Here is an 18847-nt window from a genome sequence, read left to right on the forward strand (position 1 = left end):
CCATGCAGAAAAGGCAGGCGCGTCCTGCCTTTTTTGTTTTCCAGTATTTTTGTATCATCCAGTCTGACTTCACAGCCAGGCCATGCCATGAAAAACACTCTTGCCCGTCTTTTTCGCCCCGCGCTTGCGGCGGCGCTTATCCTTGCCGCCAGCTCGGCCGGCGCCCAGCAGGCGGCAAAATTCCGCACCATCCCGCTCAATATCGGCATCCATGTCATCCAGGCAGAAGCGGCTGCCAGCCCGGCACAGCGCGAGCAAGGCTTGATGTACCGGGAAAAAATGCCCCCGAATGAAGGTATGGTGTTCTTGTTCGGTGCGCCGACGACGGTGTGCATGTGGATGAAGAATACCCCGCTGCCGCTATCGGTCGCCTTCATCGATGAACAGGGAAAAATCGTGAATATCGCCGACATGCAGCCGCACAGCACCGAATCGCATTGCGGCGACAAACCGGTCAAGTATGCGCTGGAAATGAACCAGGGCTGGTTCAAGCAGAAAAACATCAAGCCCGGCACCGTTGTGGACGGCCTGCCGCGCTAAAGTTCGATAAAGTTCAAAACACCAACAACAAAAGCCGCGTGCAGCACGCGGCTTTTGTGTTTTTTACTCCATCATTCCCGCCGAGCGAACTCAGGCGGACATGATGAAGCAGCTATCAGGCCAGCGCCTTGATGGCAGCAGACAGGCGGCTCTTGTGGCGGGCAGCCTTGTTCTTGTGAATGATTTTCTTGTCGGCGATGGTGTCGATGGTCGACACGGAAGCCTGAAAAATCTGCGCAGCAGCGGCTTTGTCGCCGGCCTGGATCGCCTTGCGCACTGCCTTGATTGCGGTGCGCAGCGTCGAACGCTGGCTGGAATTGTGAGCGTTCAATTTGACTGCTTGACGAGCACGCTTGCGCGCTTGTGCGGTATTTGCCATGAAAATATCCTAAACGATGTCCGAGTGATGCATTCGCAATACCAATCGATAGGTACCACGAGCCAAATTCTGTAAAGCCGTCGAGTATAAGCTTTTTTCAATGGAATGGCAAATCCATTCTTTACCGCAAGCTATAATTGCCCCATGAACCTGTATCGAGCCCTGGTCACCATTTCCGGCATGACCCTGCTGTCGCGCATCACCGGCCTGTTGCGTGAATTCCTGATTGCCCGGGCGTTTGGCGCCTCCGCCTATACTGACGCCTTTTTCATCGCCTTCCGCATCCCCAACCTGCTGCGCCGCCTGTTCGCCGAAGGGGCGTTTTCCCAGGCCTTCGTGCCCATCCTGGCGGAATACAAGAACCAGCGCGGCGATGCCGCCACCAAGGAGCTGGCCGATCATGTGGCCACCATCCTGGTCTGGGCCCTGGTAGGAACCAGCCTCGCCGGCATCCTGGCCGCGCCGGCCGTGGTGTATCTCATCGCCACCGGCCTGAAAGACGAAGGCGAGGTATTCAATGCGACCGTCATGATGACACGCATTATGTTCCCGTATATCGGCTTCATGTCCTTTGTCGCACTGGCTGGCGGCATCCTGAACACTTGGCGCGAATTCCGCGTACCTGCCTTCACCCCGGTATTGCTGAACCTGTCCTTCATCGCCGCTTCGCTCTTTTTGGCGCCGCACCTGAAACAACCGGTGTATGCCCTGGCAATTGCCGTGTTTATCGGCGGTATCCTGCAACTGGGCATCCAGCTCCCCGCCTTGAAAAAAATCGGCATGTTGCCGCGCATTGCCTTCAATCCGCTGGTCGCCTGGCGCGACCCTGGCATGCGCCGCGTGCTGAAGCAAATGGTGCCGGCCACCTTCGCGGTCTCGGTCGGCCAGCTCAGCATCATCATCAATACCAACATCGCTTCGCGTCTGGAAAACGGCAGCGTGTCCTGGCTCAACTATGCCGACCGCCTGATGGAATTTCCCACCGGGATGCTGGGCGTGGCGCTCGGCACCATCCTTTTGCCCAGCCTGTCCAAGGCCCATGCCGATGGCGACCCGGCCGAATATTCCGCCCTGCTCGACTGGGGCTTGCGCCTGACGTTCCTGCTGGCGCTGCCGGCAGCAGTCGGGCTGGCAACGCTCTCCGAGCCGCTGACGACCACGCTTTTCCATTACGGCAAATTCTCCGCCGCCGCAGTCGGCAAGACCGAGCAAGCGCTGATCGCCTATGGCGTCGGCCTGCTGGGCCTGATTCTGGTAAAAATCCTGGCACCCGGCTTTTACGCGAAACAAGACATCAAAACGCCGGTCAAAATTGCCATTGGCGTCCTGATTGCCACCCAGTTGATGAACATCGCTTTCGTACCCTGGATTGCCCATGCCGGCCTGGCGCTGTCGGTCGGCCTGGGTGCCTGCATGAATGCCGGCCTGCTTTTCTGGGGCTTGCGTCGGCGCGGCATTTACCAGGCGCGCGCCGGCTGGGCGCTGTTTTTCATCAAACTGGCGGGTGCCGTGACCCTGATGGCGGGCGCTGCCTTGTGGAGCGCCGGCCATTTCAACTGGATTGCGCTGCAAGCCCACCCGCTGCAACGCATTGGCGCGCTCGCCTTGGTGGGGGTTGCCTGTGGGATGATTTACTTTGCCGCGCTGTTTGCCATGGGCTTCCGTTTCCGCGATTTCAAGCGCAGCACGGCCTGAGTCCTTTGCGCCGGGAACAGGCGGGCACTATGATGAATGAATATACTGACTGACGGCTTGCGACAATGATGATCAGCGCCCTCGATTATTTTTCCGCACTGGTGCAACAGGACGAAGACTTCCCCCTGTTCGAAGCCGCGCTGGCGATCGCCCAGGATGCCGATCCCTGGCTCGATTTCGCTGCCGTACAGGAAACCGTCGATGGCTTTGCCGCCCAAGTACTGCGCCGCTTGCCTGCGGGTGCCTCGGACGTGCAAAAGCTGCGCATGCTGAACCATTTTTTCTACAATGAACTTGGTTTTGCCGGCAACGTCAACGATTATTATGATCCAGGCAACAGCTACCTGCAGCGGGTGATCGAGAGCCGCCGCGGCATTCCGATTTCGCTGGCGGTCATTTACATGGAACTGGCGCAGCAGATTGGCCTGGCAGTTCGCGGAGTGGCCTTTCCAGGACATTTCCTGATGAAACTGTCGGTGCCGTCCGGTGAAATCATCCTCGACCCGTTCAACGGCGCCAGCCTGACGCGGGAAGAACTGGAAGAACGGCTGGCCCCTTATCTGGGCCATTATCACCAACCTGAACTATCACTGGCGGCTTACCTGCAAACTGCGTCGCCGCGCGCAATTCTCGCGCGCATGCTGCACAATCTGAAAGCGCTGTTTACCGAACATCAGGATTGGGAACGCATGCTGGAGGTGCAGCAGCGGCTGGTGATTCTGCTGCCGAACGAAGTGACGGAACGGCGCGACCGCGGCCTGGCGTATGCCCACCTGGACTACCCGCAAGCCGCGCTGGAAGACTTGCAGGCCTATTTGTCGGAATGCCCATATGCAAGCGATGCGCAAAGCCTGCGCGAGCGCTTGACGGCATTGCGCAGGGCGGGCGAGGGACTACAGTAAAAACCAGGCTGCAAGCGCTTCCCGAGAAAGGAAAAGGCGCCGTTATTACTTGCCCAGCGCCTCGATTGCTTCCCACTTTTGCAGGCAGTCCAGCAGCATGTCGTCGATTTCGGCAAAGCGCTGGTTCAGCGCCTGCACTTCCTGCGGCTGCTTTGCATACAACTCCGGATCGGCCAGGCGCGCCGTGATTGTCTTCTGTTCTTCCTCCAGCTTGGCGATCAGCGCCGGCAATTCATCCAGCGCACGCTGCTCCTTGTAGCTGAGCTTCTTTGGCTTGACTGCGGGCGGCACGTCCTTCGCCGCAGCCGCGGCGGCCTCGGCTTCCGCCTTCGCTTCCCCTTTCGCAGCCGCCCTGGCCGAGACTGCAGCAGGCGCCGGGCGCACGCGCTCCCAGTCGCTGTAGCCGCCGACATACTCGCGCCACAGGCCATTGCCTTCGGCAACGATCACTTGCGTAACGACATTGTCTAGGAAGGTACGGTCATGGCTGACCAGGAAAACCGTGCCGTCGTAGTCGGTCAGCAATTCCTCCAGCAATTCCAGCGTTTCGATATCCAGGTCATTGGTTGGCTCATCCAGCACCAGCACGTTGGCCGGTTTGGCGAACAGGCGCGCCAGCAAGAGGCGGTTGCGCTCGCCACCGGACAGGGACTTCACCGGTGAACGCGCGCGCTCGGGCGCAAACAAAAAGTCGCCCAGGTAAGTCATGACGTGCTTGCGCTGGCCATTGATCTCGACCCAGTCGCTGCCGGGCGCGATGGTATCGGCCAGGCTGGTTTCTTCATTCAACTGCGCGCGCATCTGGTCGAAATACGCCACTTGCAGCTTGGTACCCTGGCGCACTGTACCGGCATCGGGTTGTTCCTCGCCGAGAATAAGTTTCAGCAACGTAGTCTTGCCGGCGCCGTTGGCACCGATCAGGCCGATCTTGTCGCCACGCATGAGGATCGTGGAAAAATCGCGCACGATCACCTTGCTGCCATAATCCTTGTTGACGTTTTCCAGTTCGGCGACGATCTTGCCGGAACGCTCGCCGGAGGCGACATCCAGCTTGACCTGGCCCTGCACGTCGCGCCGTGCGCTGCGGGTGCCGCGCAATTCTTCGAGACGCTTGACCCGGCCTTCATTGCGGGTGCGACGCGCTTCCACGCCCTTGCGGATCCACACTTCTTCCTGCGCCAGAAACTTGTCGAACTTGGCGTTTTCCACCGCTTCGATTTCCAGCAATTCCTTCTTGCGCGTCTGATAGGCGCTGAAGTTGCCGGGGAAGGAGAGCAAGCGGCCGCGATCGAGTTCGATGATGCGGGTGGCGACATTGTCAAGGAAGCGGCGGTCATGGGTGATGAACAGGACGCTGCCCTTGAAATCGCGCAACAGGCCTTCCAGCCACAGAATGGAGGTGAAATCAAGATGGTTGGTCGGCTCGTCCAGCAGCAACACGTCAGGTGCGCCAACCAGTCCGCACGCCAGCGCCACGCGCTTTTGCATGCCGCCCGAGAGCGTGCCCATCAGCGCATCGCCTTTCAGGCTCAGGCGGTCCAGCGTGGCTTCGACGCGACTCTTGAAATTCCAGGCATCGGCGGCGTCGAGCTGCACCTGGATATCGTGCATGCGATCCATCAGTGCTTCGTCGTTGTCGCCACCGAACTGGGTGGTCAACTCGTCGTATTCGGCCAGCAGCGCCTGCATGTTACCGAGGCCCGCGGCGACGGCATCGAATACCGACATCTCGGAGTCAAAATGGGGTTCCTGCTCGACATAGGCGATTTTCACGCTCTGCTGCATGACCAGCAAGCCATCGTCCAGCTTGGACCTGCCGGCGATGATTTTCAGCAGGGACGATTTGCCGGTACCGTTACGGCCGATCAAGCCGACCCGCTCTCCCGTTTCCAGAGAAAAATCAGTATGGTCGAGCAAGGGGACGTGGCCGAAGGCGAGTTGCGCATCGGAAAGGGAAATGACTGCCATAAGGAACCGAGTGAAAGCGGGCATGCGCGCATACGGCAAGCCCATGGTGAATATAGATGAAGCCCGCATTGTACCGAGTCCAGCAGATTTCGTATTATTTTCCCGGCCGGCTCGGCTATAATCTCGGTCGCAGCATGTTTTTACTGCCTGCAAGCGTCTCGCCGTAGTTCAATGGATAGAACAAGTGCCTCCTAAGCGCTAGATACAGGTTCGATTCCTGTCGGCGGGACCAAGTACCCTTCCAAAGCTGTCCAAAGCGGCCTAAAAATCCGCGCCAACCCTAGTGATGGCGCGGGTTTTTTGTTTTATGCCGTCCAACGGGGTACATTTACATCCACGAATATTGGGGGTACATTTGGGGTACTTTTCTACCCCCAAGTGCCAATTTTAAAAAATACCCCCAATGAAGCTCACTGCGACCGAATGCAAGAACGCAAAGCCCAAGGACAAGGCCTACAAGCTAGCAGATGGCGGCGGCATGTTCCTTCTAAGCAGGTAGACAAAAGTTTTTTGACAAAATGCGATGCAACCAAAAGTGCCTGGATAGCACACCGGAGGTTTGCAATACTTCCTTGTTCGACAGGCCATACAAATAGCTGATGAATAAATCGACCTGCTCGTCAATATCGGCATATTGCTTGTTGGCGCTGACCACATCCTTGCCTTGCCCCCACAAGGTATCCATGGGGTTCAGTTCGGGGGCGCGCTTGGGCAACCAAAGCAATCGCATGCCCAGCCGATCAGCCAGACATTGCGAAGATTCTGCCGTATGACTGGGATCACTATCCAACAACAGCGTGACATGCCAACCGCGATAATGTCCATGCACGCAATGCAAAAATGCCTGGAAGTCTTCCGCGCGTTGATACAATCGCACCTGAAACAAGCGGTGACCCGTCGTCAGATTCATGCATCCGAACACCACCCTCTTGGCATTCCAGCCGCTCAACAACACCTGTGCCGGCTGGCCGCGTTGCGACCACGTCGCGCGCAACGGCGGGAACAGCAGCAAATCCGACTCATCTTCGACCAGCAGCACGCTGCGCTCTGGCAAGCCACGCACGGCGCGGCAAATTTGCCGTTTTTTTCTCGCGCTCCGGATCCGGCGCCAATACATATCGCGCACGTTTCCAGAGATAGCCGAGCCGGTGCAGACTTCGCCGCACCGTCCGGGCAGAATAGTGGCAACCGAGGCTATGCCAAAGCTGCTCCTGCAGTAGCGGCACCGTCCATTGGGTCGCAAAGTAGCCAAGATCCTGCGGCATGCCCTTCAACAGGGTTTGCAACAGCGCCTGGGCTTGTCCACTCCACGAGACAGGCCGTCCGCACCGGGGTGCATCAGCCAGTGCCTGTACATCGCGTGTTTGCCGAAAGGCTTCGATCCAGTTATACACACTCTGCCGACTTACCTGCAACGACTCGGCAATCTCTGCCGCCGCCTTGCCGCAACCCGACTCCAGCACGGCAAGCGCGCGCCGGTACTGTCGCAAGTCGTGCGTCTGTCGCAGAACGTTTAACAGTTGTCGCCGCTCGCTGGCCGTTAGTCTTTCGCTTTCCATGATCGCTCGCTTCAGCCTCAACATCATGGACAAATTCTATGTCAAAAAACTTTTGTCTACCTGCTTAGTGCAACCCAACGGTGCACGGTATTGGCGCCTGAAGTACCGATACGCCAATAAGGAAAAGCTGCTGGCCCTGGGCGTATTTCCAGAATGCCGCAGCCACATGCCGTGGATCGGATCGCCAGCGGCGCGGCTGACGCCCGGGAAAGCAATATCGTGCGAACGCACATCCGTCAAATGACCCTCGATATCCCACAGATTGTCGTTTCTGCGATATCCCTTGAACGTGACGGTTCGCGTGTGAAGGAGCTCCCGCTCCGGAGTTGGGGCCGGCAAAGGCAAGGTGAGACACTCCTTTCAATTCAATGATGCATACATGAAACGAAGCACCGGACAGGAAACCGTCTGGGCCAGTTACTTGCCGTCTCGGATGAAACAGATATCGACTGCCACCAGAGTGGCCAGATACTAGTGGACTGTAACATTTAAAAACGAAGTATACTCATGCTCATGGAGGGCATGATGATACTCACCAAAAGCGAACGCATGGAGCTCCAACAACAGGTCAGTGCGAGGAATGGACGGGCAGATACTGCACGTCGCGCCCGGCTGATTTTGCTGCTGGCCGATGGCCATACCTGGGCCGATATCCGCGCCAAGCTCGATTGCAGCGACAGCTTCATTGATCTCTGGAGCAAGCGTTTTTCCGCAGACCGGCTTGCCGGACTGTTTTCGCGCCATGCCGGGCGGGAACGCTACAAGGTCACCGACCGCATCGAGGCACGCGTCCTGGCCCGAACCACGAAACACAAACCGGCCGATGGTTCGACGCACTGGTCGACACGCAAGCTGGCTGCCGAACTGGGCGGGGGGATTTCGCACATGGCGGTCGCGCGCATTTGGGCCAAGCATGGCATCAAGCCGCATCGCCTCGAGGGCTATCTCGCCTCCAACGATCCCGACTTTGAAACCAAGGCCGCCGATGTGATTGGCCTCTACATGAATCCGCCCCAGCACGCGGCCGTGTTTTGCGTGGACGAAAAAACTGCAATCCAGGCGCTGGATCGGAAAGACCCAGTGCTGCCGCTGTCGCCCGGACGCGCCGAACGCCATGGATTCGAATACTACCGGCACGGCACGCTGTCGTTGTATGCCGCCTTCAACACCAGGACTGGCGAGGTGCTGGGCAAGACCGCTGCGCGACACACCTCGGCTGAGTTCGTGGCCTTCCTCACAGACATCGTCGCCAATCAACCCAAGGGCAAAGAAATCCACGTCATCGCCGACAATCTCTCCGCGCACAAAACCAAGCTCGTCGCGGCATTTCTGGAGGCGCATCCCACGGTGCATATGCATTTCACTCCTACGTATTCATCCTGGCTGAATCAGGTCGAACTGTGGTTTGCAAAAATCGAACGCGACGTCATTGCGCGGGGCGTTTTCACATCGCTGACTGATCTCAAGAGAAAACTCATGCGTTACATCCGTCACTACAACACCCAGCCAAAGCCAGTGAAGTGGAAGTACTTCGATCCAAGCAAGCGAATCACTCCCGAATCAATTGTTACAGTCCACTAGGCGAATACTATCAAACCCAAAGCTATCACGAGACATCCGAAATTTCTTGTGAAAAGTGGCTACACAGCTTCAGTACCGTCCCCCAATAACATGTATTCACAAGACAACCGGCAGCAAGCCTGGCCACTGGACCCTGGCCGAAGGCACATGACAACAAGGAGACAACCAGATGTTCAAAACGCTTGCACTTACCCTTACCGCCGCGCCAGTCACTGGGCTATAAGACGCCCAGCCAGGTGTATGCGAGCGGACAGGGAGGGGGGCACTGATCGTTGATAAATACGGTAGCGCCGAACTGCCAGTCATGGAAATAGCGTGATCGGGGAGGCCCTGGGGCTCTGCCCCAGACCCCGTCCTGCCGGGAGGCGGCCACTGGAGATACCCCTCTCCAGTGGCAAGGAATAAGCAGTACGGGGCAGCGCCGACCAGCTGCGGAGGTGAAAATGGGCACAGCTTAAATTCGCTCAAAAAGTATCTTGACCGATGGGTCCACTTTAGGGAACAATTTTCGTAACACAGTTGTAATAGCGTAATAGCACGGTGTGGAATCACGCGTTTGGCCGCTTACATTATTTTTATATGTATTGGTGGGGCAAATGCGGCTCACGGGAAATGCTGCTTCCTCGGAGGGGAATAGCATAAATTTGATACTACTTACCTGTTTCGATCAAAGCTTCTCGATAAAACTGTGATGACATATGCGTGCGCTCGCTACCATGCAGTGAACCCGATGTTCCAATAACCATCCTTGCCAAAAGGAGACCAAAATGTCAGAAAAAACCGCCTCGGTTCCTGCAGACCAGGTAATTAATCTTGGGCGTCGCCGCCTGATGGCCGGGAGCGCCACTGTGATCGCGGCCTCCATGACGGGCCTGGCAAAGGCAGCCGATACGTCGTCCGCCCCACCACCAACGTCCGCAGGAAAGCCGTTGCCGCCTTACGTTGCATGGAAAGATCCGAATGCAATGATTGTCCATACGGGCAACACATTGGAAACGAAGCGGGCTGCGTTCGGCACCAGCATCATCACGCCAGCCGATCAACTGTATATCCGCAACAATCTTCCCGCCCCCAATGTCAGCATCGTCGCCGACCGCGATGCATGGGAAATCTCGGTGGAAGGCGTGAAAAACCCACGCAAGTTGACGGTCAAGGAACTCAAATCCATGGGGCTGGAAACCATTGCGATGGTGCTCCAGTGTTCCGGCAATGGCCGCGGCTATTTCCCGAGCAAGCCGAGCGGCACGCCCTGGCAGGTCGGTGCAGCCGGATGCGTGATCTGGAGCGGCGTGCCGGTGCGCGCCGTGGTCGAAGCGCTGGGCGGCATGGTAGACGGCACTGCCTACATGACAGGCACGGGTGGCGAGAAGTTACCGGAGGAGATCGATCCAAAGAGCGTGATTGTGGAACGCTCGGTGCCCAAAGGCGCCATGCAGGACGCGCTGCTGGCATGGGAAATGAACGGCGCGCCGATTCCGCATGCCCATGGCGGCCCGTTGCGCCTCATCGTGCCCGGCTATACCGGCGTGAACAGTATCAAATACATCAAGCGCCTCGCCTTTACCGCGGAGCAGTCAGATGCGGCCATCCAGCGGACTGGCTACCGCCTCTCGCCCCCTGGACAAAAAGGCGATCCCAGCCAGCCATCGGTATGGGAAATGAGCGCCAAGTCGTGGATCAATAGCCCGGCCACGGACAGTGCTCCGGTTCAGGCTGGCCTGGTGCAGATCAAGGGCGTCGCCTTCGGCGGCATTAACGCCGTCCGTGGCGTGGAGGTCTCGATTGACGGCGGCAAGACTTGGCAAGCTGCGAAATTTGTCGGCCCCGACCTTGGCCGCTATGCATGGCGCCAATTCGTACTGCCGGTGAAACTGGCCGCCGGGACTTACACCGTGGCTTGCCGCGCGACCGATTCCAAAGGTAATCGCCAGCCGGAGGAACGCATGGAAAATGCCGCAGGCTATAATAACAACAGTTGGCGTGACCACGCCATGCAAATCACCGTCGTTTAAAAGGAAAAGCATGCCGTTTTACGTAAGACAAGCAGCAAGCGCTGCGCTTGCTGCTGTTGCCGCCCTTGCCGGCAGCAATGCGCTGGCCCAGGTCAATATGGAGGAAGGGAAGAAGCTGTTTACCAAGACAGCGGCACCTGCGTGCGCCCTGTGCCACTCGCTGGAACACGCCGGCGCACAAGGCGCGATCGGCCCTGACCTGGACGAACTCAAGCCGGATGCGTCGCGCGTCGAGAAGGCAGTGCGCAACGGTATCGGACAGATGCCGGCGTACAAAGGCTTGACCGAGCAGCAAGTCAAGACGCTCGCCAAATATGTGGCGGACGTGACTGGCGCTGCAAAGTGAAGCAGTAAGGAATTTTTAGACATCATGCAGCACCTGTCCTGGCAATTTCCGTCGCGCCAGTCAGGTAGCTACAGGCTCGATTCCTGTCGGCGACCAAGAATCCAGAAATTCCTCAACCAGATCAAAGAGTTAGCCAGCAGCCCCCCCCGTGCAAAGTGCGACCCTGAGCGTGACACAACAATTAGGTCATGCCTGGTTGGAACTCATGGACGGGGACATCTTGACCGTGCCAGATGCACTCTGGCGATACTAATAGCGAAGTACATTCGGCGGCCGACAATGGCTGACTGAAATAATATCCCTGTACTTGATCACAATGGTGCTTGACGAGCAATTTTAATTGCCGCTCCGTTTCGACGCCTTCCGCGACGACTTTCAAGCCTAAGACGTGCGCTATTGCAATAATGGCGTTGCAAATCGCAAGATCATTCACATCATGGGCAATATCGTTGACAAATGACTTGTCGATCTTGAGTTTTTTGACCGGAAATCGTTTCAGATATCCGAGATTTGAATAGCCAGTTCCGAAATCATCAATCGCCAGCGAGATTCCGCGATCATTTATCTTCTGCATGAGACGGATGGTATGATCCGGGTCTTCCATCGACAGACTTTCCGTTATTTCGATTTCAAGGTGGCGCGGATCCAGCTTTGTCTCCGCCAAGGCGCTATCCAGCACATCAATAATGTCCCCGGTTGTGCATTGAACGAATGACAGATTGACCGACATTGTTATCGCAGCAATGCCCTCATCCTGCCACGCTTTGTTTTGCCTGCACGCTTCACGCAGCGCCCACTCGCCGATTCCGGTAATCAAGCCCATTTCCTCGGCTGCGGGAATGAAGTCGGCGGGATTCACAATTCCATGAGAAGGGTGCAGCCAGCGAATCAGGGCTTCGACACCGACCACCTTGCCGCTTGCCAGCCCAACTTGCGGCTGGTAGTACAGACGAAATTCGCCGTGTTGCAATGCCTGCCGTAGCTCTTTTTCCAGCAACCATCGTTGATTGGCGCGTTCGTTGAAGGCCCGGGTAAAGAACTGATGTGGCTGTGCCTGTGTCTTGCTTTCTACTGCTCGCTGCAGCGCGACTTCGGCATTTTGCAGCAGTTGATCTGCATCCGTTGCATCGAGCGGGTAGAGTGCAATGCCGATATGCGGTTTCAAGTAAATTTCATGTTGCTCAATTTGAAAAGGCTGCTCCAGTGATTTGGCGACGCTTTGTACAAGCGAAAGAACGGCCCGACTATCGGCCATGTCGCAGAAAACGCCGAAGTTTTCGTCGGACGCACGGGCTACCGTGGCTTCTCCTGTCACATCATTCTGTAGACGTTGCGTGACCTGCTGCAACAATGCGTTGGCAATCTTCCGTCCGAGGGTGTGTCTTATGTCATCGATTCGGCCTAGCCTAAGCATTAAAACGGCAAGCTGCCTGCTGACGCGTTCGGCTTGAGAAATGGCCTGTTGCAAGAGATCATGCAGCAACAACCGGTTCGGCAATCCGGTCAGGCCATCGTAGTTGCTCAAATAATGCGCCCGCTGCTGCGCCTGTTTGAGTTCGGTGATATCGATGCCTGTGCAGACGATGTAAGGCGAGCCTTCTGGACTTTCGGCCAAGTAGGTGATTGACCATAGCGCCTCGCGCTGTGTGCCTTCACGAGGGATCCAGCCGCCATAATATTGAACGCCTTGCGTCTGTTGCTGTAGATCGGCAAGCAATGATTTGAGTAGAGTTGCTTCGTTGGGGAGGAAAAAAACTTCCCATAGGAATGTTCCAGCAATTTCCTCTTCACTATAGCCACAGGCTCTCGCCGCTGCCTGGTTCAAGCGCGCAATCCGTCCGGCGGTATCTGCCAGGATGATTAGCGCACCGGTCGTGTTAAGTATTGTAGCGAGCAGATTGCGCTCTAACGTCAGTTCATTTGCCAGATGCGCACGCCGGCTCATCTCCTGCAACAGGGTTTCGCGCATCTCATTCACGCCATTCACCACCTGCTCCAATTCGTCCGGCGCATGAGGACTCACTGGTCGATTCAATGTCAACGGCACGTTTAGGCGATCAAGACGAAACTGACGCGCATACCCGGCCATCCTATCCAGATGACGGGCAACCAGCCGTCGGAAAACAAACAGGAAGGCGATGGCGACGACCAGCATTCGGACGGCATGGGTGCCAGCGATGATCTGTATGCGTTCGACTATCCTTTGATAAATGCCAGTAGGAGTCGCATCGATTTTCATCGTGCCGAGCATCTGTCCATTTGGTGCATATATTATCGGGAAAGAGCGGCTGATCGATGGCGCGTTTTCCGCTGGATTTCCGGCACGGTAAAATTCGCCATCGGATGTTCGTACCTCGACATATTGGACGTCCGGTACTTGGAGAATGCCATGCATGATGATTTTTATCTGGCCTTCATCGAATGTCCAGAGTGCATTGGCAAGACTTGGGCCGTTAATTTTCTGCGATTGAAGAAGCCGGCTCTTGATCGTCTCCATCCCCTGCCGATATTCGGCGTACATCTGGACGCCGGTGGCGATGATGGTGAATAGCGCACTGATGAGAATGACAAGGACGACGAACCGATACCCCACTCGATGCGCCGCATAGCCATTCCAGATTCGTTCTTTCCAACGCATAGTGCCGTTCCTTCAGGACGACGGTGGCTGTGGCACGACGTGACCGAATTTGCGATGTTCTATTCTCGTCATTCTCATTTAATTATCGGCAATTGAAACATACCAGGTGGCGCATGGATCTTCAGCGGAAAAGATGCATGCCGTTTCGGCTCGAATTTCAGTATAGTTAGGTTCGAAAATCCTGACGCGATGCGTCGCAATAATTTACGCCAGAGCAGCAATGTGCTGTCGGCAACCATGTGGATAAGCTGTATTGATAAGAGTAGGAAATGCTTGTGTTTCAATGCGTTCGTAGTTGCGCGCCCAAAAAATATTACTCATCAACCGACCGAGGCGACCATGTTTTTGTGTCCGCTACAAAGAATAACGATAAAGATTGTTTCCCTGCTTTTATTGATGGCAGCCTCCTCTGCGCTATTGGCGAAGACGACGCTGGTTTATCCTGCGCCTGAATCGTTCAAGGATGTCCGTCATGAATATGTCGTCCGGATGCTGCAATTGGCGATTGACAAGGCTGGCGGCCCCTATGTGCTAAAGCAAAGTTCAATACTGATGTCGCAAAAAAGAGCCTTGGTACAATTGGAAAATAACGCGGGCATTGACGTCGCGGCCTATATGACGTCGGTAGAGCGGGAACAACACTTGCGTCCAATTCGCATTCCGATTGATAAGGGCTTATTGGGCTGGCGTATTTTCCTGATCAGGCAAGAAGATCGGGAAAAATTCAGAAATATTCACAAAGTCGAGCAACTAAAACACTTGCTTGCCGTACAGGGACACGATTGGCCAGATGTTGAGATTTTGCGCGCCAATGAATTCCGCGTTGAAGGAATCGCCTCTTATGAAGGAAATTTCAAGATGCTGCGGTCGCGCCGCGTTGATTATTTTCCTCGCGCCATTATCGAAGTCGAGAGGGAACTGCAACAGCGACCGCTTGCCAAGCTGATGATTGAACCGTCGATCGTATTGCATTACCCCACTGCGTACTATTTATTTGTTAACAAGAAGAATGTAGTGTTGGCAGAGGTATTGGAAACCGGTCTGAAAAAAGCCATCCAGGATGGATCTTTTGACCGTCTGTTTGACGAATATTATGGCGACTCCATCCGTCATGCTCGTTTGGAAAAACGTAAAATCTTTAAGCTTCTCAATCCTTATCTCCCCCCAGAAACGCCATTTCAGCAGCGAAAATTTTGGTATTTCCCGGAAGCAGAACAACATTCATTTCGATAAAAAGCACCCAACAAATTATAGCGATGCCTTACGCCAAATCAGGGCACGCCTCTCGCCAATCCCCGACTTGGAGAGCGGATTGGACTTTTAACGAGCATGATCATTGACAAAATTCCGCCAGAAATTGCAAGTCCTGTCGCCACCCATTGCGGAGAAGAATACGAGTAGCCGAGAGTAAGCGGAATGCCGCCAAGGAAGGCGCCCGTGGCATTGCCGATATTGAAGCCTGATTGACCTAAAGAAGATCCGAGCATTTCAGCGCCTTTTGAATGTTGCATCAACAGCATTTGTATGGGCGGTCCCAAGGCCATCGCAGTCGCGCCCGTCGTGAACGCGAGGCAAAGCATTACATACTGGGAACTGGCCAGAAGTCCGTTCAGAGCAAGAAGGATGGACATCGTGGCCAAAAGAATGGTAATGGCCTTGATCGGAGCAAATTTGTCCGCCAACTTGCCGCCAAGGATGACGCCGACGGTCATCCCGACACCGATAATGGCCATGATCAAAGGAATCGAGCGCGGCGCGAACAGCGAGACATCGGTTAGTAATGGCGCTATGTAGCTAAACCACGCGAAAAATCCTCCGGTGCCGATGGACGTTATCGCGAGCGCCAGCCAAAGATCCGGGTTGCGAAATATCTTCATGTCGCTGATGACGCTGGCACTGCTGTTCGCATCGATGTGGGGAACCCATCTTTTCAGGCTGATGACGGTAAGAAGCCCGATGATGGCAACGATGAGAAAAGCGAAGCGCCAGCTGAAATTGTGGCCGACATAAGTCCCTGCCGGCACACCGATGATGTTCGCAATAGTCAGCCCCGCAAACATCGTTGCCACCGCCCCAGCGACTTTCCCCTCGTCCGCCAGACGGCTCGCCACAACCGCGCCAACGCCGAAGAATGCGCCATGGGGCAATCCGGCAAGAAAGCGACTAATGACAAGCAGATGGAAGTCGGGAGAGAATGCCGATAATGCATTGAATGCGGTAAACAGAATCATGAACCAGATCAGAACACTCTTCGGCGGACGATTTGCCAGTGTGCCGACCAGAATCGGGGCGCCGAGGACGACGCCCAAGGCATAGGCGGAGATCAGGTAACCCGCCTCGGGAATCGAAATTTTCAGGTTCGTGGCGATATCGGGCAGAATGCCCATCATGACGAACTCTGTCATGCCAATGCCAAAGCCGCCGAGGGCCAAAGGGATGAGGGTTTTTTTGATCAGCATGATTCTGTGCGAGCTTGATATTGTTATCCGCTGTTGCGCAGGCCGGCGGCAACGCCATTAATCGACAAATGGATCCCGCGACGAACCAGCGCATCGTCATGATTTTCGCGGCGGCGGCGCAGTAGCTCGACCTGGACCTGGTTGATTGGATCCAGATAAGGAAAGCGGTTGGCCGTCGGTTCCGACAACACGGGATTGTGCTGCAGAAGTTTGACCTGACCAGTGATGTTCTGTAGCGCGGCAACAGTGCGCTTGTGCTCGGCGCAAAGGCGCGGGAAAATCACATCCCGCAGTTCCGCGTCCTTCACCAGACCAGCATAGCGTGAGGCAATTCCCAAATTTGTTTTGGCAATCACCATATCCATGTTCGAAAGGGTGGTGGCAAAGAACCCCCATTTCTGATGCATTTCCTGCAGTAAGGCGAGTCCAGGTGCACCGTGCTTGGCGATAAATGCTTCGACGGCACTACCGAACCCGTACCAGGCAGGCAGCATCAGCCTGCATTGCGCCCAACTGAATACCCAAGGTATGGCCCGCAGGTCTTCGATAGACGTGGTTTTCTTGCGGGATGCCGGGCGAGACCCGATATTCAGCGCGGCAATTTCGGAAATGACGGTGGATTCCCAAAAGTAGCGCTCGAATCCGTCGGTTTCATAGACGAGTGAACGATAGGCCGCATAAGCGTGGCCAGAAAGGAGCTCCATGGCTTCAACGTATGACTCGCAAGGAACCGGTTCGCGGTCATGCAGGATGGTTGCTTCGAGGGTTGCTGCCAATAGCACTTCGAGGTTGCGACGGCCGAGTTCCGGGTTGCCATATTTTGATGCGATCACTTCGCCCTGTTCGGTCAGCCGAATCTGCCCTTGCACAGCGCCAGCCGGTTGGGCCAGGATGGCTTCATAGCTCGAACCGCCTCCTCGCCCAACGGAGCCACCGCGCCCGTGGAACAGACGTAGCGTCAGGTCATGGGCAGCGAACACTTCCACTAGCGCCCTTTCAGCCTTGTACAGCTCCCAGCCGGATGTCAGAAAACCGCCATCCTTGTTACTGTCTGAATATCCAAGCATCACTTCCTGCATGTTTCCTCGGAACGCCAGCAGACGGCGGTAGAAAGGCAGCTGCAATAATCCCGACATGACCGATCCGGCGGCACGCAAATCATCAATGGTTTCAAACAGGGGAACAATGTTGAGGTCAAGCTGGCTTTCGCGCGGCCGTAACAAACCCACTTCCTTCAGCAACACTGCGACCTCGAGGAGGTCGGAAACACTGGCCGATTTGGAAACGATACAGTTGCCGATTGTGGCGGCGCCGTAGCGGCGATGGCTGTCAGCGGCGATGTGGAAAATCGCCAACTCCCCTTCTGTTTCATCACTGTAGCGGAGCGTACCGGACGCAAGTGGACGGGGGCTCTGCAACTCGCGGGACAGGAGGGCGATGCGTTCCTCTTCTGGCAACTGCAAGTAACAGGTTCCTGGTGCAACCGCCTCCAGCAATTCAGCGACTGTTCGCTCATGCACTTCCGAATTCTGCCGCAGATCTATGGCAGCCAAATGAAAGCCGAATACAGCGACCGCATGGCGCAAACGCCGCAGGCGCCCATTCGCCAGGGGTGCAGAGCCGTGGCTCATCAAGGATTGAAAGACCACATCCAGATCAGCAGCCAAAGCATCCGCATCGGAATACGGCTCGACTTGCCTGGAAAAAGGCAATCCGCTGTCCAGCCCCACGAGCTTCTGCGCTGTGGCTGCCAGTCTTGCGCGAATGCCCAATACGGTACGACGATAAAGTTCATCAGTGCGCTGCACCGACTGATCTGGCGATGCATGGGCTAAAGCGATCAATGCCGGCGACGCCGGAATCAGAAGGTTCGACAAGGATAGCTCGTCACTGAGGGCATGCAACTCTTTCAGATAAAATTGCAGAATATGGTTTACCTGAAGACTCAGAGTTTCTTTGAGAACGTCTGCCGTCACGAATGGGTTGCCATCCCGGTCGCCGCCAATCCAGCTACCCATGGTCAATAATGGCGGCAGCGCCACCTTCCTGCCGGTGGCTTTGCACATCGCTTCTTCCAGGGCAATATAAAGACGGGGGATTTGCTGGAAAAAGGTGTAATCGTAATAGGACAATCCGTTCTTGACCTCATCGATCACGGTCAGTCGCTCGCTGCGAAGCATGCGGGTTTGCCAGAGCCGCAGAACGGCACTATAGAGCGCGGCATTATCCGTTTCGGTTTCATCCGGCGTCAGTGTCATGCGGTAGCGGCGGGATAGCAAATCAGAGATTTCACGTTGACAGTTCAGTATGCTCTTGCGCTTGACTTCAGTGGGATGGGCAGTCAGTACGGGCACCACATGCATGCCTTCCAAGGTAGCCAACAGCGCTTCCGGCGCGATTCCCGCAGCGGCGACATGCGCCAGCACCTGCGCCACCCTCCTCGCACCAGGCTTGCCGGCTTCATCCCCACGGAGGCGATGGGAAAAAATCAGATGCTGGTCTTCTGCAATATTTGCGAGCTGTGAAAAGTAGCTGAAGGCGCGGATTAAAATGTTGGTTTGGTCGATTGAGAGCGTCGAGAATATATTGCCGAGCTCCTGCTCCGCAGCAGGATCGTGCTGCCGATGAAATCGAAGCGAGATCGTTCGCACTTGCTCGACCAGATTGAATATCTCTTCGCCATGCTGGGTACGTATGATGTCACCGAGCATGCCGCCGAGCATGCGGATGTTCTTGCGCAGCATGCAGTTATGTTTATCTGACACGGA

General features: G+C 55.9%; 14 protein-coding genes, 1 tRNA gene and 2 pseudogenes. 9 read left to right on the forward strand and 8 right to left on the reverse strand.

The features are described 5' to 3' along the window. Window positions 1-87 precede the first annotated feature (87 nt). Window positions 88-540, forward strand: coding sequence for a DUF192 domain-containing protein (locus D3878_RS09455; RefSeq protein ID WP_119785244.1), 453 nt, complete (start codon window positions 88-90; stop codon window positions 538-540). A gap of 115 nt (window positions 541-655) precedes the next feature. Here D3878_RS09455 and rpsT read toward each other — a convergent pair whose 3' ends face one another. Further along, window positions 656-919 (reverse strand): 30S ribosomal protein S20, encoded by a 264-nt coding sequence (gene rpsT, locus D3878_RS09460; RefSeq protein WP_119785245.1) that lies wholly within the window; start codon window positions 917-919, stop codon window positions 656-658. Window positions 920-1063: 144 nt separating this feature from the next. On the opposite strand from rpsT, the gene murJ reads away from it, so the two are divergent. Then, window positions 1064-2614, forward strand: coding sequence for a murein biosynthesis integral membrane protein MurJ (gene murJ, locus D3878_RS09465; RefSeq protein ID WP_119785246.1), 1551 nt, complete (start codon window positions 1064-1066; stop codon window positions 2612-2614). 65 nt (window positions 2615-2679) lie between these two features. Further along, complete coding sequence (locus D3878_RS09470; protein WP_119785247.1) at window positions 2680-3516, forward strand: SirB1 family protein; 837 nt, start codon at window positions 2680-2682, stop codon at window positions 3514-3516. Window positions 3517-3561: 45 nt separating this feature from the next. On the opposite strand, the gene D3878_RS09475 is transcribed toward D3878_RS09470, so the two are convergent. Continuing rightward, on the reverse strand, window positions 3562-5484 hold the full coding sequence (locus D3878_RS09475; protein WP_119785248.1) for an ATP-binding cassette domain-containing protein: 1923 nt from the start codon (window positions 5482-5484) through the stop codon (window positions 3562-3564). Window positions 5485-5641: 157 nt separating this feature from the next. Here D3878_RS09475 and D3878_RS09480 point away from each other — a divergent pair. Next, window positions 5642-5716 (forward strand) — tRNA-Arg (locus tag D3878_RS09480). A gap of 255 nt (window positions 5717-5971) precedes the next feature. On the opposite strand, the gene D3878_RS09490 is transcribed toward D3878_RS09480, so the two are convergent. Then, window positions 5972-6523, reverse strand: coding sequence for a transposase (locus D3878_RS09490; protein ID WP_158592224.1), 552 nt, complete (start codon window positions 6521-6523; stop codon window positions 5972-5974). After that, window positions 6504-7043, reverse strand: a complete 540-nt coding sequence (locus tag D3878_RS09495) for a helix-turn-helix domain-containing protein (RefSeq protein ID WP_158592225.1) — start codon at window positions 7041-7043, stop codon at window positions 6504-6506. Before D3878_RS09495 ends, D3878_RS09490 begins: the two co-directional genes overlap by 20 nt. A gap of 64 nt (window positions 7044-7107) precedes the next feature. On the opposite strand from D3878_RS09495, the pseudogene D3878_RS24320 reads away from it, so the two are divergent. Next, window positions 7108-7194: pseudogene (locus D3878_RS24320) on the forward strand (Arm DNA-binding domain-containing protein); the annotation flags it as partial. Between the two features lie 17 nt (window positions 7195-7211). Here D3878_RS24320 and D3878_RS24800 read toward each other — a convergent pair. Continuing rightward, window positions 7212-7388: pseudogene (locus D3878_RS24800) on the reverse strand (DUF2889 domain-containing protein); the annotation flags it as partial. Window positions 7389-7568: 180 nt separating this feature from the next. On the opposite strand from D3878_RS24800, the gene D3878_RS09505 reads away from it, so the two are divergent. The 3 genes from D3878_RS09505 (at window position 7569) to sorU (ending at window position 10982) form a co-directional block, all read left to right on the forward strand. Continuing rightward, complete coding sequence (locus tag D3878_RS09505; RefSeq protein WP_119785054.1) at window positions 7569-8624, forward strand: IS630 family transposase; 1056 nt, start codon at window positions 7569-7571, stop codon at window positions 8622-8624. A gap of 767 nt (window positions 8625-9391) precedes the next feature. Then, window positions 9392-10636, forward strand: a complete 1245-nt coding sequence (gene sorT / locus D3878_RS09510) for a SorT family sulfite dehydrogenase catalytic subunit (RefSeq protein WP_119785251.1) — start codon at window positions 9392-9394, stop codon at window positions 10634-10636. A 10-nt stretch (window positions 10637-10646) separates the two neighbouring features. After that, complete coding sequence (gene sorU / locus D3878_RS09515; protein ID WP_119785252.1) at window positions 10647-10982, forward strand: SorU family sulfite dehydrogenase c-type cytochrome subunit; 336 nt, start codon at window positions 10647-10649, stop codon at window positions 10980-10982. 181 nt (window positions 10983-11163) lie between these two features. On the opposite strand, the gene D3878_RS09520 is transcribed toward sorU, so the two are convergent. Continuing rightward, the gene (locus tag D3878_RS09520) at window positions 11164-13620 is read right to left on the reverse strand and encodes a bifunctional diguanylate cyclase/phosphodiesterase (RefSeq protein WP_119785253.1); all 2457 of its coding nucleotides are present in this window, start codon (window positions 13618-13620) and stop codon (window positions 11164-11166) included. A gap of 189 nt (window positions 13621-13809) precedes the next feature. Here D3878_RS09520 and D3878_RS09525 point away from each other — a divergent pair, with 189 nt between their 5' ends. Continuing rightward, on the forward strand, window positions 13810-14853 hold the full coding sequence (locus D3878_RS09525; RefSeq protein WP_119785254.1) for a substrate-binding periplasmic protein: 1044 nt from the start codon (window positions 13810-13812) through the stop codon (window positions 14851-14853). Window positions 14854-14891: 38 nt separating this feature from the next. On the opposite strand, the gene D3878_RS09530 is transcribed toward D3878_RS09525, so the two are convergent. Together D3878_RS09530 and ppc are read right to left on the reverse strand one after the other, a co-directional pair. Further along, complete coding sequence (locus D3878_RS09530; RefSeq protein WP_233556291.1) at window positions 14892-16079, reverse strand: MFS transporter; 1188 nt, start codon at window positions 16077-16079, stop codon at window positions 14892-14894. A gap of 23 nt (window positions 16080-16102) precedes the next feature. Further along, window positions 16103-18823: a phosphoenolpyruvate carboxylase gene (ppc, locus tag D3878_RS09535; protein ID WP_119785255.1), complete on the reverse strand. Its 2721-nt coding sequence runs from the start codon at window positions 18821-18823 to the stop codon at window positions 16103-16105. Between the last annotated feature and the right edge of the window lie 24 nt (window positions 18824-18847).

Origin of the sequence: Noviherbaspirillum sedimenti, from assembly GCF_003590835.1 — a bacterium.
Classification (GTDB): domain Bacteria; phylum Pseudomonadota; class Gammaproteobacteria; order Burkholderiales; family Burkholderiaceae_D; genus Paucimonas; species Paucimonas sedimenti.